The 19,028-nt window shown below is 65.9% G+C and carries 16 protein-coding genes; 10 read left to right on the forward strand and 6 right to left on the reverse strand.

Annotated features, from left to right (window positions below; translation table 11 throughout):
• Positions 1–11 precede the first annotated feature (11 nt).
• Positions 12–998: an NAD-dependent epimerase/dehydratase family protein gene (locus BT115_RS15415; protein WP_072323501.1), complete on the forward strand. Its 987-nt coding sequence runs from the start codon at positions 12–14 to the stop codon at positions 996–998.
• A 14-nt stretch (positions 999–1,012) separates the two neighbouring features.
• On the opposite strand, the gene BT115_RS15420 is transcribed toward BT115_RS15415, so the two are convergent.
• Both BT115_RS15420 and BT115_RS15425 read right to left on the reverse strand, forming a co-directional pair.
• Positions 1,013–2,065, reverse strand: coding sequence for a bifunctional transcriptional activator/DNA repair enzyme AdaA (locus BT115_RS15420; protein WP_072323502.1), 1,053 nt, complete (start codon positions 2,063–2,065; stop codon positions 1,013–1,015).
• A 112-nt stretch (positions 2,066–2,177) separates the two neighbouring features.
• Positions 2,178–3,524 (reverse strand): MFS transporter, encoded by a 1,347-nt coding sequence (locus BT115_RS15425; protein WP_072323503.1) that lies wholly within the window; start codon positions 3,522–3,524, stop codon positions 2,178–2,180.
• Between the two features lie 154 nt (positions 3,525–3,678).
• On the opposite strand from BT115_RS15425, the gene cyoA reads away from it, so the two are divergent.
• The 6 genes from cyoA to BT115_RS15455 all read left to right on the forward strand — a co-directional run bounded on the left by cyoA (position 3,679) and on the right by BT115_RS15455 (position 9,576).
• The gene (cyoA, locus tag BT115_RS15430; RefSeq protein WP_218184769.1) at positions 3,679–4,743 is read left to right on the forward strand and encodes a ubiquinol oxidase subunit II; all 1,065 of its coding nucleotides are present in this window, start codon (positions 3,679–3,681) and stop codon (positions 4,741–4,743) included.
• A gap of 70 nt (positions 4,744–4,813) precedes the next feature.
• The gene (cyoB, locus tag BT115_RS15435; RefSeq protein ID WP_218184778.1) at positions 4,814–6,787 is read left to right on the forward strand and encodes a cytochrome o ubiquinol oxidase subunit I; all 1,974 of its coding nucleotides are present in this window, start codon (positions 4,814–4,816) and stop codon (positions 6,785–6,787) included.
• A 52-nt stretch (positions 6,788–6,839) separates the two neighbouring features.
• Positions 6,840–7,415 carry a cytochrome o ubiquinol oxidase subunit III gene (cyoC, locus tag BT115_RS15440; RefSeq protein WP_250340796.1) on the forward strand — a complete coding sequence of 192 codons (576 nt, stop codon included), beginning with the start codon at positions 6,840–6,842 and terminating at the stop codon, positions 7,413–7,415.
• Complete coding sequence (cyoD, locus tag BT115_RS15445) at positions 7,412–7,813, forward strand: cytochrome o ubiquinol oxidase subunit IV (RefSeq protein ID WP_072323505.1); 402 nt, start codon at positions 7,412–7,414, stop codon at positions 7,811–7,813. Before cyoC ends, cyoD begins: the two co-directional genes overlap by 4 nt.
• A complete protein-coding gene (locus tag BT115_RS15450) occupies positions 7,810–8,604 on the forward strand; it encodes an SURF1 family protein (protein WP_218184770.1) in 795 nt (264 codons plus the stop codon). The genes cyoD and BT115_RS15450 overlap by 4 nt, the downstream gene beginning before the upstream one ends.
• Positions 8,605–8,649: 45 nt before the next feature.
• Complete coding sequence (locus BT115_RS15455; RefSeq protein ID WP_072323506.1) at positions 8,650–9,576, forward strand: DUF535 family protein; 927 nt, start codon at positions 8,650–8,652, stop codon at positions 9,574–9,576.
• A 3-nt stretch (positions 9,577–9,579) separates the two neighbouring features.
• On the opposite strand, the gene BT115_RS15460 is transcribed toward BT115_RS15455, so the two are convergent.
• From BT115_RS15460 to BT115_RS15470, 3 genes are read right to left on the reverse strand one after another with little or no spacing between them, the layout of a single operon-like run.
• Entirely contained in the window at positions 9,580–12,045 is a 2,466-nt protein-coding gene (locus BT115_RS15460; protein WP_072323507.1) for a TonB-dependent siderophore receptor, read from the reverse strand.
• Positions 12,046–12,078: 33 nt separating this feature from the next.
• On the reverse strand, positions 12,079–13,101 hold the full coding sequence (locus BT115_RS15465) for a FecR family protein (RefSeq protein ID WP_072323508.1): 1,023 nt from the start codon (positions 13,099–13,101) through the stop codon (positions 12,079–12,081).
• The gene (locus tag BT115_RS15470) at positions 13,098–13,640 is read right to left on the reverse strand and encodes an RNA polymerase sigma factor (RefSeq protein WP_072323509.1); all 543 of its coding nucleotides are present in this window, start codon (positions 13,638–13,640) and stop codon (positions 13,098–13,100) included. Before BT115_RS15470 ends, BT115_RS15465 begins: the two co-directional genes overlap by 4 nt.
• 223 nt (positions 13,641–13,863) lie before the next feature.
• Between BT115_RS15470 and BT115_RS15475 the strand changes: the two genes are divergently transcribed.
• On the forward strand, positions 13,864–15,555 hold the full coding sequence (locus BT115_RS15475) for an ArnT family glycosyltransferase (protein WP_072323510.1): 1,692 nt from the start codon (positions 13,864–13,866) through the stop codon (positions 15,553–15,555).
• Between the two features lie 15 nt (positions 15,556–15,570).
• Here the strand turns inward: BT115_RS15475 and BT115_RS15480 are convergent, their stop codons facing one another.
• Entirely contained in the window at positions 15,571–16,215 is a 645-nt protein-coding gene (locus BT115_RS15480) for a YrbL family protein (RefSeq protein WP_072323511.1), read from the reverse strand.
• A 129-nt stretch (positions 16,216–16,344) separates the two neighbouring features.
• Here BT115_RS15480 and BT115_RS15485 point away from each other — a divergent pair, with 129 nt between their 5' ends.
• Together BT115_RS15485 and BT115_RS15490 are read left to right on the forward strand one after the other, a co-directional pair.
• Positions 16,345–18,258, forward strand: a complete 1,914-nt coding sequence (locus tag BT115_RS15485; RefSeq protein ID WP_072323512.1) for an LTA synthase family protein — start codon at positions 16,345–16,347, stop codon at positions 18,256–18,258.
• A gap of 239 nt (positions 18,259–18,497) precedes the next feature.
• The gene (locus BT115_RS15490) at positions 18,498–18,983 is read left to right on the forward strand and encodes a hypothetical protein (protein WP_143144590.1); all 486 of its coding nucleotides are present in this window, start codon (positions 18,498–18,500) and stop codon (positions 18,981–18,983) included.
• The last annotated feature ends 45 nt before the right edge of the window (positions 18,984–19,028 follow it).

Genomic DNA, 19,028 nt, shown 5'->3' on the forward strand with positions numbered 1-19,028 from the left:
GAGCGCAGCCCATGACCGTTCTCGTCACCGGCAGTGCGGGACACCTCGGCGAGGCGCTGGTTCGGCGGCTGCGCGCGCAGGGGCGCACGGTGCGCGGCATGGACATCAAGGCTTCCGCTTATACCGACGTCGTGGGCTCGATCGCCGACGAAGGTTTCGTGCGTGACGCGATGTCCGGTGTCACGGAGGTGATCCACAGCGCCACGCTGCACAAGCCGCACATCGCCACGCATGCCAAGCGGGCCTTCGTGGATACCAATGTCGGTGGCACGACGACATTGCTCGAAGCGGCCGTGGCGCACGGTGTACGTGCGTTCGTGTTCACCAGCACCACGAGCGCCTTCGGTGCGGCGCTGTCGCCGGCACCGGGCGAACCGGCCGCGTGGATCGACGAAGACGTGATGCCCGTGCCGAAGAACATCTACGGCGCGACCAAGATAGCCGCCGAAGGTCTGTGCGAGTGCGTGGCGCGCCAGGACCGGTTGCCCGTGCTCGTGCTGCGCACGTCGCGGTTCTTTCCGGAAGACGACGACAATGCACGTGTCCGCGCCGAATACGACAGCGTGAACATGCAGGCCAACGAGCTGCTGTATCGCCGTGCCGACCTCGACGACGTCGTGGAGGCTCACGTGCTCGCGCTGGAGCGCGCGCCGGCCCTGGGCTTCGGGCGATACATCGTTTCCGCCACCACGCCGTTCTCACGCGATGACGTCATCGCGTTGCGCGAGGATGCAACGTCCGTCGTACGCCGGCTGTTTCCGGACGTGGATGCGCTGTACGCCGAGCGCGGTTGGAAGCTGCTGCCGTCGCTGGACCGCGTCTACGACAGCCGTCGTGCCACGCGCGATCTCGGCTGGCGACCGAAGCGCGATTTCGCCTTCGTGCTCGACTGTCTGCGCCGCGGTGAGGATTTCCGCAGCGACATGGCGCGTGCCATCGGGGTGAAGGGCTACCACGACGCGGTCTTCGAGCACGGTCCCTATCCCGTCCTGCCGTAACGCGACGTGCGTCGTCAGGCGAGCTGCTTTCGCTCGTGACGCAACAACCAGTCCTTGCGCCACAGGCCGCCACCGTAGCCGGTCAGCGAGCCGTCCGACCCGATCACCCGATGGCAGGGAATGACGATGGCGATCTGGTTCGCGCCGTTGGCCCGGGCGACGGCGCGCGTGGCCGTGGGGCGACCTGCCGCCACGGCGATCTCCGCGTAGCTGCGTGTCGTCCCCGGCGGTATCGCCATCAATGCGTCCCAGACGGTGCGGGTGAACGGTGAACCGTGCGTGGCCAGGGGCGTGTCGAACGTCGCGCGTTCGCCCGAGAAATAGGCGTGCAACTCCGCTTCGATGCGCTCGATGATCGGCGTGCGACCGAACGTGATGGCCGATCGCGTGGCCTGGCGCAAGCGCTTGAGTTCGGTGGGCAGGGCCGTGCGGTCGAAGAATTCCAGCAGGTGCAGTGCGTGATCGTCGGCCACCGCGAGCATGCTGCCGATGGGCGTTTCGATCCATTCCGCTTTCAGCCACTCGCGGCCGCGCAGTTCCATGGGGCAGTCGCCGAGTAGCCGCCCGATCGCGTCGCGAAAGCCGCTGCCGGAGTCGTAGCCGGCCGCCTGCTGGGCATCGATCACGCTGGCGCCTGCCGCCAGGCGGTCCATGCCGCGGGCGGTGCGGCGCAGTCGCGCCATGTCCAGAAAGGTCAGGCCGAGGTCGCGTTTGAACGCGCGGCGGACCGTGGAAGGATCGTAGCCCAGCCGGACCAGATCGTCCTCCGACCAGGCGCGCCCGGGCTCGTCCTCCAGCAGACGAAGCAACGCCGAGACCATGGGTTCGCGCTGCCCGATGGGATCGAGCGGCCGGCAGCGCACGCAGGGGCGAAATCCCGCCTCGAAGCAGCCAGCCACCGAATCGAAGAAACGCGTGTTCTCGAACTTCGGCTTGCGGGCGGGGCAGGTCAGCCGGCAGAACACGCCGGTGCTGGTCACCCCGACGAAGGCATGGCCGTCGTAGGCAGGATCGCGGTCCAGCAGCGCCCGATAGAGGGTCTCGTGGTCGGGGAGGTCGAAGAGCATGGGCGCGACGATACGCCGGATGGGGCGCCTTCACCGCCGACGATCGGGCGGCTATTTCGAGGGCGTCGATTCCGAGGGAACCGTCACGGCGGTTCCCTCGGAAGACCGGGCGTCAGACCTTGGCGCGGTCCGTCTCGAGCGCCTTGTTGATGCGCAGCGCGATCAGCGTGCAGGCCACGCCGGAGAGCAGATAGGCGCTGACTGCGACCAGGCCGAAGCGCGTGGACAGGCCCAGCGCCACCAGCGGCGCGAACGCGGCGCCGAACAGCCAGGCGAAGTCGGAGGTCAGAGCCGCGCCGGTGTAGCGGAAGCGCTTGGCGAAATTCGCCGTGACCGTGCCCGCCGCCTGCCCGTAGGAGAGACCGAGCAGGGCGAAGCCGATGATCAGGAAGGCATCCTGCGCGATCTTGCCGCCGCCCAGCAGCCACGGCGAGGCGATGGCGAACAGGCCGATCAGCACGGCCATGGTGCCCAGCGTATTGCGGCGACCGATCTTGTCGGCGATGACGCCCGAGGCCACGGTGGCGAGGATCGCCACGAACGCGCCCACGATCTGCACGATCAGGACGTTGTTGATGTCCTGCGAACGGCTGAGCGAGATCCACGACAGCGGGAAGATCGTCACGATGTGGAACAGCGCATAGCTGGCCAGCGCGGCGAAGGCGCCGATGAACAGGTTGTAGCCCTGGGCGCGCACCATTTCGATGATGCCGATGGGCTCCAACTGGCGCTCTTCCAGCAACTGCGTGTATTCCTCGGTCACGACCAGGCGCAGGCGGGCGAACAGGGCCACGACGTTGATCGCGAAGGCCACGAAGAACGGATAGCGCCAGCCCCAGCCCAGGAAATCCTCGCGCGAGAGCTGGGTGTTCAGGAACAGGAACAGCGATGCCGCAATGAGGAACCCGGTCGGCGCACCGAGCTGACCGAGCATGGCGTACCAGCCACGACGGCCCTTCGGCGCGTTCAGCGACAGCAGGGAGGGCAGGCCATCCCACGAGCCGCCAAGCGCAATGCCCTGCAAGAACCGCAGCACGCCCAGGATCACGATCACGGTGTAGCCGTTGGACGTATTGGCCGGCAGGAACGCGATGCAGACCGTGGACGTACCGAGCAGGAACAGGGCCGCCGTGAGCTTGGTGCTGCGGCTCCAGGTGCGCTGGATGCCCATGAACAGCGTCGTGCCGATCGGCCGGGCGATGAAGGCGAGCGAGAAGATCGCAAACGCCAGCAGGATGCCGTCGAGCTGGCTCAGGAACGGGAAGAACACCGCCGGGAACACCAGAACGGAGGCGATGCCGTAGGTGAAGAAGTCGAAATACTCCGAAGCGCGGCCAATGACCACGCCGACGGCGATTTCGCCCGGGGCGACCGGCGCATGGCTAGTCTGGTGCTGGCGGCGGACATCGTGTTCCGCGCCTTCGGCAGCATTGTGATGGGCGTGTGAAATGCTCGACATCGTATTCGGCCCGCTCGGGGAGGTGGATGGCAGGATAGCGAAGGATCGCACTAACCCGCTTGGAGGACCATGGGACAAAGTGTCCTATGGCCCGCGCACGCGGATCGGCGTATTTTTTCGTGTCCCCACGGTTAAACCCATCATGCGAATGTCCATGAAGATGTTGCGCGGATTGCTGATCCCCGCCCTGGCCCTGATCCTTTCGGGCTGCGACGCCGTGCTGCTTTCGCCCTCGGGCGATATCGCCCGGCAGCAGCGCGACCTGATCATCATTTCCGTGGTCCTGATGCTGATCATCATCGTCCCGGTGATCGTGATGATCCTGACCTTCGCCTGGAAGTACCGGGAGTCGAACAAGGCCGCCCATGCCGAGTACGCCCCGGACTGGAACCATTCCACGGTGCTGGAACTGCTGATCTGGTCGGCCCCGTTGCTGATCATCATTGCGCTCGGCGCGGTGACCTGGACCAGCACCCACAAGCTGGACCCGTACCGCCCTGTGGAGCAGATCGACCAGGCCCGCGCGCTCAAGCCCGGCACCAAGCCCCTGGTGGTGGAAGTCGTGGCGCTCGACTGGAAATGGCTGTTCCTCTATCCCGAACAGGGCATCGCGACGGTGAACGAAATGGCCGCGCCGGTGGACCGCCCGATCGAATTCCACATCACGGCGTCAACGGTCATGAACGCGTTCTTCGTTCCCTCCCTGGCGGGCATGATCTATGCCATGCCGGGCATGGAGACGCAGCTCAACGCGGTCATGAACAAGACCGGCGATTTCGAGGGCCTTTCCGCGAACTACAGCGGCGCCGGCTTCTCGGACATGCGCTTCCGCTTCCATAGCCTGTCCGACGCCGATTTCGACGCCTGGGTGGCGAAGGCCAAAGCCAGCCCCGAGCCGCTCAGCCGCGAGGACTACCTGAAGCTCGAACAGCCGAGCGAGAAGGAGCCCGTGCACTACTACGGCAGCGTGGCGCCGGGTCTGTACAACGCGATCCTCAACCGCTGTGTCGAAGCCAACCGCATGTGCACCAGCGACATGATGGCGCTCGACGCGCAGGGCGGGCAGGGCATCGTGGGTACCTACAACGTGACCTCGCTTGACGCCGCGACCCGAGCCCGCATTGGCCTGGCCGACAACGGCCAGCGCTACGTCGGCGCGCTTTGCGTCGGCAACAGCGCCGCCGGTCAGCCCATGACGCCTGCCGGACGCCCGCTGTGAGCGCGGCTGCCTTTCAAGAATTCACGCCTTGCCGAGCCCGGTAATGAACATGCCCGATCTACAGACACTGATCTTCGGACGCCTCTCGCTCGAGGCGATTCCGTACCACGAGCCGATCCTCGTCGGCACCTTCATCGCGGTCGCGCTCGGGGGCGTCGCGCTGCTGGCGCTCATCACGAAGCACAAGCTTTGGGGTTACCTCTGGCACGAGTGGTTCACCAGCATCGATCACAAGAAGATCGGCATCATGTACATGGTGCTCGGCATCGTGATGCTGCTGCGCGGTTTCTCCGACGCGCTGATGATGCGTGCGCAGCAGGCCATCGCGTTCAACGGCAATCCGGGCTTCCTGCCACCGCACCACTACGACCAGGTCTTCACCGCCCACGGCGTGATCATGATCTTCTTCGTGGCGATGCCGCTGGTCACCGGCCTCATGAACTACGTGGTGCCGCTGCAGATCGGCGCGCGCGACGTGGCGTTCCCGTTCCTCAACAACTTCAGCTTCTGGATGACCGTGGCGGGCGCGATGCTGGTCATGGCGTCGCTGTTCGTCGGTGAGTTCGCTCGCACCGGCTGGCTCGCCTATCCGCCGCTGTCGGGGCTGGCGCAGAGTCCGGACGTCGGTGTCGACTACTACTTATGGTCGCTACAGATAGCGGGCGTAGGAACCACGCTGTCCGGCATCAACCTGATCGCGACCATCGTCAAGATGCGCGCGCCGGGCATGTCGATGATGAAGATGCCCATCTTCACCTGGACCTCGCTGTGCACGAACGTGCTCATCGTCGCGGCGTTCCCTGTGCTGGCGGCCACGCTGGTGCTCCTCTCGCTCGACCGTTACGCCGGCACCAACTTCTTCACGAACGACTTCGGCGGCAACGCCATGATGTACGTGAACCTGATCTGGATCTGGGGCCACCCCGAGGTCTACATCCTGGTGCTGCCGGTGTTCGGCGTGTTCTCCGAGGTGACCTCCACCTTCAGCCGCAAGCGCCTGTTCGGCTATGCGTCGATGGTGTACGCCACGGTGGTCATCACCGTGCTGTCGTACCTCGTGTGGCTGCATCACTTCTTCACCATGGGTTCGGGAGCGAGCGTCAATTCGTTCTTCGGCATCACCACGATGATCATCTCGATCCCGACGGGCGCGAAGATCTTCAACTGGCTGTTCACCATGTACCGCGGACGCATCAAGTTCGAGGTGCCGATGCTGTGGACGGTCGGCTTCATGGTCACCTTCGTCATCGGCGGCATGACCGGCGTGATGCTCGCGGTGCCGCCTGCCGACTTCCTGCTGCACAACAGTCTGTTCCTGATCGCGCACTTCCATAATGTGATCATCGGCGGCGTGATCTTCGGCCTGTTCGCCGGCATCAACTACTGGTTCCCCAAGGCCTTCGGTTACAAGCTCGATCCGTTCTGGGGCAAGTGCTCGTTCTGGTTCTGGCTGGTGGGCTTCTGGGTCGCCTTCATGCCGCTGTACGTGCTCGGCTTCATGGGCGTTACCCGCCGCATGAACCACTTCGAGGATCCGTCGCTGCAGATCTGGTTCCAGATCGCCGCGTTCGGTGCCGTCCTCATCGCCCTCGGCATCGGCTCGTTCCTCATGCAGCTGTGGGTGAGCTACAAGCGCCGCGACGAACTGCGCGACGTGACCGGCGATCCGTGGCACGGCCGCACGCTGGAATGGTCCACGTCGTCGCCGCCGCCGGAATACAACTTCGCATTCACCCCGGTCATCCATGACATGGATGCCTGGTGGGACATGAAGGAGCGCAACGCCGGCCGTCGTCTCGAAGGCTACCTGCCGATCCACATGCCGAAGAACACCAGTGCAGGCGTCATCATCGCGGGCATCGCCTTCGTGTTCGGCTTCGCGATGATCTGGCACATGTTCCTGATTGCCGGTGTCTCGTTCGTGGCAATGATCGCCGCAGCGATCGTCCACACCTTCAACTACAAGCGCGACTACCACATCCCCGCCGACGTCGTGGCCCGGACCGAGGCCGCCCGCACGGAAGAGCTTGCCGCCCATGTCTGATATGCACGCCACGCCTTCCGCGGCCATTGCGGAACAGGACGCTCAGTTCTGGATGAAGGAAGAGCACCATCCCGCGAACGGGACGTTGCTCGGGTTCTGGATCTACCTGATGAGCGACTGCCTCATCTTCGCCTGCCTGTTCGCCACCTATGGCGTGCTGGGGCGGAGCTACGCAGGCGGCCCGTCGGGTGCCGATCTGTTCGAGCTGCCCTTGGTGGCGGTCAACACCGCGATGCTGCTGCTGTCCTCGATCACGTATGGCTTCGCCATGATCGAGATGCAGAAGAACCGCCGCGGCACGATGATGGCCTGGCTCATCGTCACCGGCCTGTTCGGTGCCGCGTTCCTCGGCATCGAGATGTACGAGTTCGCGCATCTCATCCATGAGGGTGCGGGTCCGCAGCGCAGCGCGTTCCTCTCGTCGTTCTTCACGCTGGTCGGCACGCACGGCCTGCACGTGACCTTCGGCATCATCTGGCTCATCACCCTGCTGTTCCAGGTCGGGCGCTTTGGCCTTACGCCCGCGAACAAGCGTCGCATCATGTGCCTGTCCATGTTCTGGCACTTCCTCGACGTGGTCTGGATCGGCGTCTTCACCTTCGTTTACCTGATGGGAGTGCTGCCGTGAGCGCGCACATCGAATCGCACGATCACCACGACGACCACCACGACGACGGCATCCCTCACATCAGCCTCAAGGGCTACATGACGGGGTTCTTCCTCGCGGTGGTGCTCACCGCGATCCCGTTCTGGCTGGTGATGGGCAAGGTCATCCCGAACTCGCAGACGCTGGCGGTGGTGATCCTCACCTTCGCCGCGATCCAGATCGTGGTGCACATGATCTACTTCCTGCACATGGACACGAAGTCCGAGGGTGGCTGGAACATGCTGGCGCTGATCTTCACGCTGGTGCTGGTGGTCATTACCTTGTCCGGTTCCATCTGGGTCATGTTCCACCTCAACTCGAACATGATGCCCGGCATGTCCCACAGCATGTCCGAGCAACAGGCGAAGAGCCTGCCTTGAGCCCGGACCGCGACCACGCCGAGACGAAGACGCCGCGCCCGCGCGGCGTCTTCGTTCTTGGGTTGCTCGCCTTGCTTGGCGTGGGCCTGTTCGCGCTGTTCGTGGCGCTCGGTACCTGGCAGGTACATCGGCGTGCGTGGAAGCACGACCTGATAGCGCGAGTGGATGCACGCGTCCATGCGCAACCGGTGGATGCGCCGAGCCGCGGTCAATGGCCCCAGGTCAGCGCTGCCGGCGATGAGTACCGACGTGTCCGTCTGGTCGGCACGTTCCTTACGGAAAAAAGCGTGCGGGTCCGCGCCAGCACCGAGCTTGGCATGGGCTCGTGGCTGCTCACACCGCTGCGTCTTCGTAATGGCGACATCGTGCTGGTGAACCGCGGCTTCGTCTCGACGACCTGGTGCGAGGGCAAGGCCACCTGCATCCCCGGGCCGTCGGGTGAGGCGTCGGTCAGCGGCCTGCTGCGTATCAGCGAGCCCAAGGGTGCCTTCCTGCAGGACAACCAACCGGGGCAGGATCGCTGGTACTCGCGCGACGTCGCGGCCATCGCGGCAGCGAAGGGCCTGGCGCCGGAGCGCGTCGCACCGTACTTCGTCGATGCCGACGCCGCGTCGTCGCCCGGCCGTGGCGAGGGCAACGATGGCCCCGTGGGCGGCCTTACGGTGATCGCCTTCCCGGACAATCATCTGATGTACGCCATCACCTGGTACGGCTTGGCGTTGTTGACGCTGATCGGCGCCGGGATCGTCTGGCGGGACGAGCGGCGCCGGCACGCCTCCCCGAATCGCTAGTCCCACGCCATTTCAATTTCGGCGGGCTCGAACGTCTTCTAGGGCATGCAGCCCCGCTATCCCCAGCATTCGACCTTCGACGATCTGCCGCTCGGATGGGCTTCGTCCCCTCGCACACGCGGCCCCCTGGCCCTCGTGCTCGACCACGCTCGACGGCGTGCCGCCCTGCGCCGCCAGCGGCCGATGCCCGAGCGACGGCTGACCTATCTGTTTCGTACGCTGGCGGCGTTTCGGCGTCAGGCGCGTTGGCTTGGTCTGGTGGGCGCGTCACGCGCCATGCGCGCCGCGGCGGAAACCAATCCGCGGGTCTACGAGCGCTGGCAGTCGCATTACATCTCCCGTTCGTTCGATCTCGTTGCCCGCGCGCGGCTCATCGAGGCGCACTATCGCTTCGTGGCCCGCGAGTTTCCCGAGCGCTTGAGCCGCCGTCTGCTCAAGGGGCACGACGTCCGTCTCGCAACGCTGCCGCTCGGCGACGGCGACATGGCCTACCTGCACGCCCGTGCACCCGAGCACGAATGCACGGGCGAAATGGGCCTGTATCTGCTGAACGGCGAGAAGGAAGTGATCTCGTCCTGCACGGTCACGTTCGGCGGCAGCGACGGGTTGCTGATCGGCGACATGCGCGGCTCCTGGGCCTACCTGGGGCGCGCGGCCATCACGCGTTTCAGCCGCGCGGCGGGTGGGCTGCGTCCGCGCGAGCTGTTGCTTGCGGTGGTGCGCGCCCTGGCAGCTTCGTATGGCATCGAGCGCGTGCGTGGCGTGGGACAGGCAGCGCATCCGCAGGATCGCCGCGCGGGGGTCACCGCTTCGTCGTACGACCGGTTCTGGCGTCGTCACGGCGGCGTGCTGGGCACAGACGGATGCTATGACCTGCCGAGAAAGGCGACGCCCAGCGATGGCTCCGCGCGCGATGCGTTCCGGCGCGACGCCTGCGAGGCGGTGCTGAAAGCGTTCGCCCGGACCGCCTGACGATCAGAAGTTGTAGGTACCCGTAAGCAGCACCACGCGGCCCTGGCGAATCGGTACGAAGGTCTCGTCGAAGTTGACGGCGTACAGCGTGCGCGCAAACAGGTTCTTGACCCCGAGCGTCACTCGCCAGTTGTTGCCGTAGCGGGAGACGTTCGTTTCCACGCTGGCCTGGCCGGGAATGCCGAAGTAGACGCCGTCCGCACTCGTGCGGCCGAGGCTGCGGCTGCGCGCCAGCACGCCCGCGGCGACACCCCACGGTTTCATCGAGCCGTCGCCGAATCGGTAGCTCGCCCAGACGGCTGCCTGATGCTTCGGCGAACCGGTGGCGCGGGTATCGTCATTGTTGTGGGTGCGCGCTTCGGTCAGGCTCGCCAGTACATCCAGCCCCGGTGCCACCTGCCCGGCGAACTCCACCTCGAGGCCGCGATTGGTCTGCCCCGGGCCCGGCGTGGCAAAGAAGGGTGGCTCGGGCGACACCAGATCGACGCTGTGATCGACGCGGATGCGATAGAGCGCTGCCGTGAGCCGTGCGCGCTGGTCGAACAGATCGAACTTGCCGCCCACTTCGATCTGCCGCGAGGTCGCGACGGGCAACGGCTGGCCATCCTTGCCCAGCAGGGGATCGGGTTGGAAGCCAGTCGACGAGTCCGCGTAGAGCGAGATCTCCGGCGACACCTTGTAGACCACGCCAAGCTTCGGAATCCAGCGCGCTTCGCGCACGCGTCGCGGCGAGCCGTCTTCCCAGCGCGTGTCCAGCTGGTAACGCGTTCGGCGCACTGCGGCCAACACGTTCCAACGGTCGCCGATGGCGATCTGGTCCTGCAGATACAGACCGGCGTTGGTCTGCCACGAGCCACCCAGGTTCTGCACCGTGGTGCTCGCGGGTACTGCCAGCAGGGACACCTTGGGTTCACTGTCGTCACCCCTGCGCAGACCGAAGGCCAACGGCCGCGTGACGATGACGGCGTCGCGATCGAGGTCGGCGGTCTGGGAACTGGCCTCCACGATGCTGCCACTGCCGCCGTCGCCCGCATGGGTGCGCGCAAGGTCCAGACCCACCAACACGGCATGCGTGACGTTGCCATGGTGAAAGCTGGTGCTGAGATCGTTCTGCCAGGTCCAGTAGTTGCCCGAGTAGCGGAAGGTGCGGGCCACGGCATCCAGCGCGCCCGGAAAAGCACCCGCGATGAAGGACTGGCTGCGTCCGTCACTGCGCTGGCGCACGTACTGGCCCTGACTATGGAAGGTCCAGTCGTTGACGAAATCGTGGTCCAGCTCGAACACCGCGCGTGTCGTGCGGAACGTGGAAATGTCCGATCCGCCGCCCAGCGACGTGCCCGGGCGCAAGGCGGTAGATACGCCGGGACCAAGCAGCACGCTGTGCTCCGGTCCCGGCACGCGGTTGTCCACGTACTCCAGGCCGCCCATCACGTGAGTCCGATCGCCTTGCCACGCCAACGATGGAGCGAGATAGGCACCGCGACCGCCGCCGTCGCCTTGCGGGGTCTTCTCGCCACGTTGCCCGGCGGCCACCATGCGATAGGTCACGGCGCCATCTTTCGACGCGGTACCGGCAAGATCCACGCCGAGTCGTGCGCCGTCGTACTCGCCCAGCGAATAGGTGAGCGTACGCACGGTGTCCGCCTGCGGACGCTTCATCACCACATTGATCGATCCGCCAAAATTGTTGTTCTGCGACGCGTCGCCGAGGATCGCTTCCGGCCCGCGCAGCACTTCGACACGTTCGATGCCGATCAGCGGCGGCAGGTCTTCCGTGCGCGCGATGCCGTTGGGCATGCCGTCCGTCATGCCGTGTCCGGCGTCGAAGCCGCGGATCAGGAACAACGGCGAGCCGCCGTAGCCGTCCACGTATTGCACGCCCGCGACATAGCGAGCGACGTCACCGATATCCACCGCCTGCTGCGACTCGATCACCTCACGCGTGAGCACGGTGACCGACTGCGGGACATCGCTGAGGTGTGCCTCGCCGCGCGTCACGGTGCGTGTGGTGTCGGCCTTGAACGCGGTTTCCGATACGAGGCCCTGCACGTCTACCGTAGCGAGCGGGACGATGGTGGTGGGATCGAAGGCTTCGGCAGGGTCTGCGGGGGCGGGGGTAGCGTTGCCGGGCTTCTGCCGCTGGCGAACGACCACGGTTCGGGTGTCGTAGGACTCCCGCTCCAGGTCGGTGCCCTGCAGGAGTTCGTCGAGCGCCGCGTTCGGCGTCAGCAGGCCGCTGGCGCCACCCGAGCGCCAGTTCGCGATGGCGCCGGACGCCGTGAGTACCTGCACGTTGGTCTGCTTGCCCCAGGCCAGCAGCGCAGTGGCCAACGGCTGGGGAGCGATCGAAAACGGGATGGGTAGCGACGTGCCGCCGTCAGGGCTTTCGGGCTCCGCTGCTTCAGCGCTGCCGAGAGCGAGCACCAGCGCGAGTGCGCCGGTGAGTACGCGCCGGCGCCCGCGAAACATGTACGGCAAGACCTGCGGCCCCAAGTCGTTCTTTCAGTGTGGCCGGGCTCCCCGCGCCATCGTCGTCTGGCGTGCGAGTTCCAGCCGGTCGGGATAGGCGTGGACGCGAAGCGGAAATACCCGCGGCAACGCGGATACCCAGCTGTCGATGGTATCGACCTCCACCGTGCCCGTAAACGTCAGTTTGCCGAGGCCGGGGTCGGCCAGGCGGATCGGCCGTGCGCTGTAGCGGTTCACGTTGTCGATCACCGAGGACAGCGGCTCATTGACGAATTCGAGGCGATGGCCGCGCCACGCCGTAGCGGTCGCTGGATCGATGTCGAGGATGTGCATGGCCTGCGTCTCGGGATCGAACGAGACTTCGCGACCGGCACCCAACTCTATCGTGCCGGCATCCCCCTGTGCAGCGAGGGGCGACACGCGCACGCGGCCTTCCGTCACGGCCACGATCACGCGATCGCCCGTGCGCCGCACGTTGAACGCGGTGCCCAGGTCGCGGATACGCAGCGGCCCGGCATTGACGACGAACGGCCGCTCGGCGTGCGCCACGCGGAAGAACGCCTCGCCCGCTTCGAGGTCCACGGCGCGCTCGTCGCGGCCGTAGCGCGCCACCACCGACGTGGCCCCACCGAGTTCGATGCTGGAGCCGTCGGGCAGTTCGATGTCGCGGTGTGCGGCACGTTGACTGGCGTACTGGCGCGGTGCTTCCGTGGTGCTAGGCCGCAGCGTCAGGAACAGGCCCGCGCCAAGCGCCATGAGGGTCACCGCCGCGGCGGCACTCCACGCAAACCATGTGCGCCGCGGCCGGGCACTACGCGCCGGGCCGGCGGGAGCGAAGCGAGCGACGAAGGCGCGCCGGCTCGCGGCATCCATGGACGCTGCGGCCTCGGCCAGCGCGGACGCGCGCTCGAAGGCTTCGGCGTGGCGGACGTCGGCTTCCAGCCAGTCGCTCCATTCCAGCAGGGCGTGTTCCGGCAGGGCGGGATCGCGAAGGCGGACCCACCAGTCGGCGGCGGTGTGTTCGATCTGCCGGTCGAAAGGCAACGTCGTGGTCATTCAGGGCTCTCCGCGCGATCGCGGCGGTCACGGCAATGCGCCAGGGCATTGCCGACGTGGTAGCGCACCATGCGCTCGCTGAGGTTCATCTCAGCCGCAATGGCGCTGAAGTCGCGGCCGTCGATCACGTGCATGACGAAAGCGCGGCTGGTCTTGGGGGGCAGTTCGTCAAGCGCAAGGTGCAGATCCCGCCATTGTTCGAGCGCCGAGGCGTGTTGCTCCGGCATCGAGGTCGCGTGCCATGCATCGTCGTCCGGATCGGGTGGCGCCGCGGCACGCACGTTGCGCATGCGCAGGCGATCTACGGCCAGATTGGACGCGGCCCGAAACAGGAAGGCGCGGGGCGAGTCGATCACCGTGCTCTCTTTCAGCGAGAGCAGCTTGAGATAAACCTCCTGCGCCACCTCCTGCGCATCGGCATGCGAATTGAGCCGCGCTCGCAGGAAGGCGACGAGCGCCGCGTTGTGCTCGCGGAAGAGGGCGACCACCTGTGCGGCACGGGTGCCGTCGGGCGAAGCGCCTGCTTCGGTGGGATCCATGGGTTGCCTGACCGCGTTCATGGTGTCTGTAGCTGATGGTCGCACGGTGGGAAATCGACGCCCGTACGGGCAGGGACGAACGCCGATTTCCGCACCGGCGAACCCCTTAGACGTCTCAGCGACGGAAAATTGAAATGGCCGCCGACGATTTCCTAAGGCCACGGTAGGGCAGAGGGACGACCCTTCCGCTACGATCGCCCGCATCCCTGGCCTCGACGTCCTCATGCTAGCTCCCGACGACCGTTCCCTGCGCCGCGAATTCGGCTGGTTCATGCTCATCGCCCTGGCCGTGCTTGCGGCGGGTATCGGCCTGCGCGACCCCTGGCCGCCCGACGAACCGCGCTTCGCCCTGGTCGCGCGCCAGATGCTCGAATCCGGCCAATGGCTGTTCCCTCACCGGGGCATGGAGCTGTATTCGGACAAGCCGCCGGTGCTGATGTGGACCGAAGCCTTCTGGATGTGGCTGACCGGTGGCTGGCGCGGCGCGTTCCTGCTGACCTCGCTGCTGTCCGGCCTGGGCACGCTGGCGCTCGTCTGGCATCTCGGTCGTCGCCTCTGGAATGCGCGCACGGGCATGGTGGCCGCCACCCTCGTGCTGGCGACCATGCAGTTCGTGGACGTGGTCAAGCACGCGCAGATCGACCCGCTGAACCTGTTCTGGATCACCCTGGCCAACACCGGCATCCTGCTGCATTGCCTGCGTGGGCCAAACTGGCGCATGTACTGGTTGGGCTGTTTCGCGGCCGGCCTCGGCGTCATTACCAAGGGCGTGGGCGTGATCGCCCTGCTGATGCTGCTGCCCTACGTGCTGCTGCGGGTACGCCAGTGGCCGGGCGTGACGGTCACGCGGGGCGACGGCTGGCGCTGGGCCGGCGGTGCGCTGGCTTTCCTGATCGCCATCGCGCTGTGGCTGGTGCCGATGCTGAGCGCCGCCTACGGGCTGCGGACGCCGGAATACCTGGCCTATGTGCATGACATCCTGTTCCGCCAGACCGCCGAGCGCTACGCGAACTCGTGGCAGCACGAGGAAAAACCATGGTTCTTCCTGCTGGTGATCCTGCGCCAGTGGATTCCCACCTGGCTGCTGATCCCCTTCCTGGTGCCGCGCTGGCGCGAAGCGTTGCGCCTGCGCGATCCGCGGGTATGGATGCCGCTGATCTGGTTCGTGCTGGTGCTCGTGTTCTTCTCCATTCCGCGCGGCAAGCGCGAGATCTACATCCTGCCCGCGCTGCCCATGCTGGCCCTGGCGATGGCGCCGTACGTGGTGGACTTGCTCAAGACACGCTGGCTGCCGCGTGCCAGCTTCTGGATCGGTGTGGCCTGTGCCGCGGTTTTCGCGGGCGCCGGCACCTGGGCCCTGACCAAGGCGCCTGCAGCGGCGCAGCGCATTGCCCAAGGCTACGAGCTGCCCGGCCACGGGGAGGCCCTGTGGTGGTGTGTGATCGCCGTGGGTGCGGGGTTCCTGCTGTCGGCGCTGGTGTTCCGGCCGCGCCGTGGTGTCGCCGCGCTGCTCGGCGGTATGGCGCTCGCGTGGATCATCTGGCCCCTGGGTACCTATCCGTTACTGGATGCGAACCAGTCCACGCGGCAACTGATGCAGGAGGCGGATGCCGCGGTCGGTCCGTCGGGGCAACTGGGTCTCGTGGCGTGGCGCGAAGAGCTGCTCTACCAGGCACGCCGCCCCGTGGCGGAATTCGGCTTTGCGCGCGATTCCGCCTTGCAGCTGCGCGCAGCCCGCGCCTGGCAGCACGACGATCCCGCCCATCGCTGGCTGCTCGTCAACGAGGAAGCCTTCGACGACTGCATCGTCAAGGACAACGTCGTGCCGCTGGGCATCGCCAATCGCACGCGCTTCGCACTGCTGCCGGCTGACGCTTCGAAACCGGACTGCGTGCCTTCCGCCACACCGCGGTAGGCTCGAGGCGTCGCGTCAGGAACCCTGGCGCGACGCCTGACTCCCGGCAGGCGCATCGGCCTTCGTTCGGCGCAGCATGCGCTCGTATTTCTTCTTCGTGCGCGACGCATTGTGCGAACGGCTCATGGAGCAATGGGGAATGATGTTCTTCTCGCCGAAGCCGTCGATCATGATCAGGCGCGGCCCGCCACGCGAGTCCTCGCCGTAGACGACGTTCCACGCGTGCAGGTCGGCCGCGATGGTGTTGTGCGAGAGGAGCCGTGCGTAGAACGCGTCCAGCTCCGCCTGGGTGTGCGCCGTAAAACCTTCCGCCTTGACCCAGTCGTGCAGCGTCGGCGCCAGCCGGCCATCCGGCGTGCGCACCTTCTCCACGATCTGCCCCAGGCCGATGTCGGTCATCTCGAGGCCTACCACGCGCGCGATCGGTGAGGTGGCGTAGCCGCCCACGTAGATGCCGGTGACGTATTCACGAAACTCGCGCACGAAGTCCTTGTACGGTCCGCTGCGCGCCATGCGGCGGTACCAGGGCGCCTTGTTCCAGCGTTCTTCGATGGATGCGCTGGCTATCACCTTGATCAGCAGGTTTTCGTCCTCCGGGTGCTGATACACCTCGCGGACGTGCCCGGTGGCGATCGGCGTGGCCTCGGCCAGTCTGAACATCGTGGTTCCTCGTGCGGCACCCGAAAGGTTGCCGCAAGTTGCCTAAAGGGCGACCAGTGTAAAGTCTTAGGGCTGTAACATGACGCCTTCCACGCGTGGCGGCCGCCGCGCCCCAGCCGGACCCGCATCGTGCGCAAGCTTACCTGGCGCTTCATTGTCGCCACCCTCGTGTTCCTGACGCTGTCGCGCGTCGGTCTCTCGCTCTGGCAGTGGACCCGTGTCCACGATGCCGGCGGCCTCTGGCCCATCCTTCTCGGCGGCTGGCGCATCGATCTTTCGCTGGTGGCGATGGTCGTGGCTTGGCCGGCCTTGCTCTCGCCCTGGCTGGGGCACCGCGCATGGCCCACGCGCATCGCGGCCTGGTGGTTGCGCTTCTGGTGGCTGGCGTTCGTCCTGCTGGAAGTGTCGACGCCGCAGTTCATCATCGAGTACGACACCCGACCCAATCGTCTCTGGTTCGAATACCTCACGAGCCCGAACGAAGTGTTGGCCATGCTCTGGCACGGCTACAAGCTCTCCGTCGGTGCCGGCCTGGTTGCAGTCGCCTTGCTCGGGTGGCTGGGCTTCCGCCTGTTGCCGACACGGCGCCCCGACGCGCGACCGATGCGCGGCTGGATGCGCCCGGTGGCGACGGTGCTGGCCTTCGTCGCGCTGTTCCTTGCCGGTCGCGGCACCTTGCAGCATCGTCCCTTGAATGCGTCGCAGGTCGCGTTCACCAACGACGCGATGGTCAACTCGCTGCCGTTGAACTCGCTCTACAACGTACTCAATGCGGCCATCGCACTCGGCAACGAGCGTTCGGCGTCGGCCGTGTACGGCAAGATGCCGGAAGACGAGATGCAGTCGATCGTCCGAGCGTCCGCCGGATTCGACGGCGCGCCGCTGGATCCGCAATACCCGAGCCTCCATCGCCAGCAGGCGACGCGGCAGGGCGACAAGCCGCTTAACCTCGTGATCATTCTGGAAGAAAGCCTCGGCGCGCAGTTCGTCGGCAGCCTCGGCGGGGCGGGTTACACGCCGGAACTCGACAAGCTGTCGAACGAAGGCTGGTGGCTGACGCGCACCTACGCCACCGGCACGCGCAGCGCGCGCGGCCTCGAAGCCGTCACGACCGGCTTCTTGCCGACGCCGGCCGAAGCGGTGCTGAAACTGCCGCGCAGCCAGCGCGATTTCTTCACCCTGGGCGCGCTGCTCGATATGTTCGGTTATCACACCCGCTTCCTCTACGGCGGCGAGGCGCATTTCGACAACATGCGCTCGTTCTTCTTCGGCAACGGCTTCAACGAAGTCGTCGATCGCGCCACGTTCAAGACCAAGCCGGCATTCGTCGGTTCGTGGGGCGCGTCGGACGAAGACATGTTCAACGAACTGCACCAGCGGCTGCTCGACGACGGCGACAAGCCGACCCTCACCGTGGCGTTCTCCGTTTCGAATCACACACCGTGGGAATACCCGGCGGGCCGCATCCAGCCGGAAGGCGATCCGGCCAGCAATGCCAACGCCGTGCGCTATGCCGACTGGTCCATCGGGCGCTTCTTCGAAAGGGCGAAGCAGTCGCCGTACTGGAACCACACGGTGTTCCTCATCGTGGCCGATCACGACGCGCGCGTGTTCGGTGCGAGTCTCGTGCCCGTGCGTCACTTCCATATCCCGGCGCTGATTCTCGGGGCTGGCGTGCCGGTGAAGAAGGACGACCACATCGTCAGCCAGGTCGACCTCGCGCCCACGCTGCTCTCGCTGATCGGCATCAGCAGCGAGCATCCGATGCTCGGTGCCGATCTTACGCAACGCTATCCCGACCGCGCGATCATGCAGTACGGCGACAACTACGGTTATCTGAAGGACGACACACTCATCGTGCTGCGTCCCAACCAGCCTGCCGCGCAGTATCACTACGCGGTAGAAGGCGAGAAGCTCGATTCGCAGCCGGTCGATCCGCAGTTGGAAAAGGTGGCGCTGGCGCACGCGCTGTGGCCGAGTTGGGCGTACGGCAAACAGCGCTACCGGCTGCCCCAGGCAGCGGACAAGTCGCCGAAGGACTGAAACGACGGCTTCGTGGGGGTCTCGCTAGCGACGCGGCGAGACCCACTTCCATCGACGTGCTCGACGACCCCTCGGTCGGACATCATCGCTACGCGACTCCGGCAAGCGTGGCCGCACCGCTTGTTTGCTCTAGGATTTCCGTTTTTTATCCGCATTGACTGGCGGTTGGGTGCGTGGCTACAAGGGATTGCGGTGCATCGACGACCGCACGAATCGACACGTAGCCAGGAGAACACGGAATGTCTCATCAAGCGGATGACAGCAACGCAAGCTGGAAAGAAGGTTGGCGGCAAGGTTGGAAAGACGGCTGGGCGGAAGGAAGGCAGGAAGGATTGGGGCAGGGGCGACACGTCGAATTGAAGGCGCCGATCATTACCGGTGCCGTCGACGGCTTCATTCCGTACGAGGAACTGCTCAATGGCCTCACCGTCAGCATGGACGTCGAAGGGTTCCTGGAAAACGAACTCGTCCGCATCTTCCTCCCGACGTATCCGCTACAGCCGGGCGAACTCGTCCTGAGTGCGCGGTTGATCGTGACGCGCGGAGCCATCGACTCGGGGTTCCTGGTCCACGGCTTCAACGAAGACGACGTGCGCCAATTCGCGGGCAGATCCATCGAAGTCTATTTCACGCGAATGACCTTGTTTCCCGTGCCCGAGTCACCCCGTTCGCGTTATCTGGTGGCCGCCCCGCCGGCGAGAATCGCCGGTCACGCAGGTCGCTAGTCCTACCGACGATATCTTCCGCACGGGCTTTCCCGTGCGGAAGAT

This window comes from Luteibacter sp. UNCMF366Tsu5.1, assembly GCF_900119235.1.
GTDB lineage: Bacteria > Pseudomonadota > Gammaproteobacteria > Xanthomonadales > Rhodanobacteraceae > Luteibacter > Luteibacter flocculans.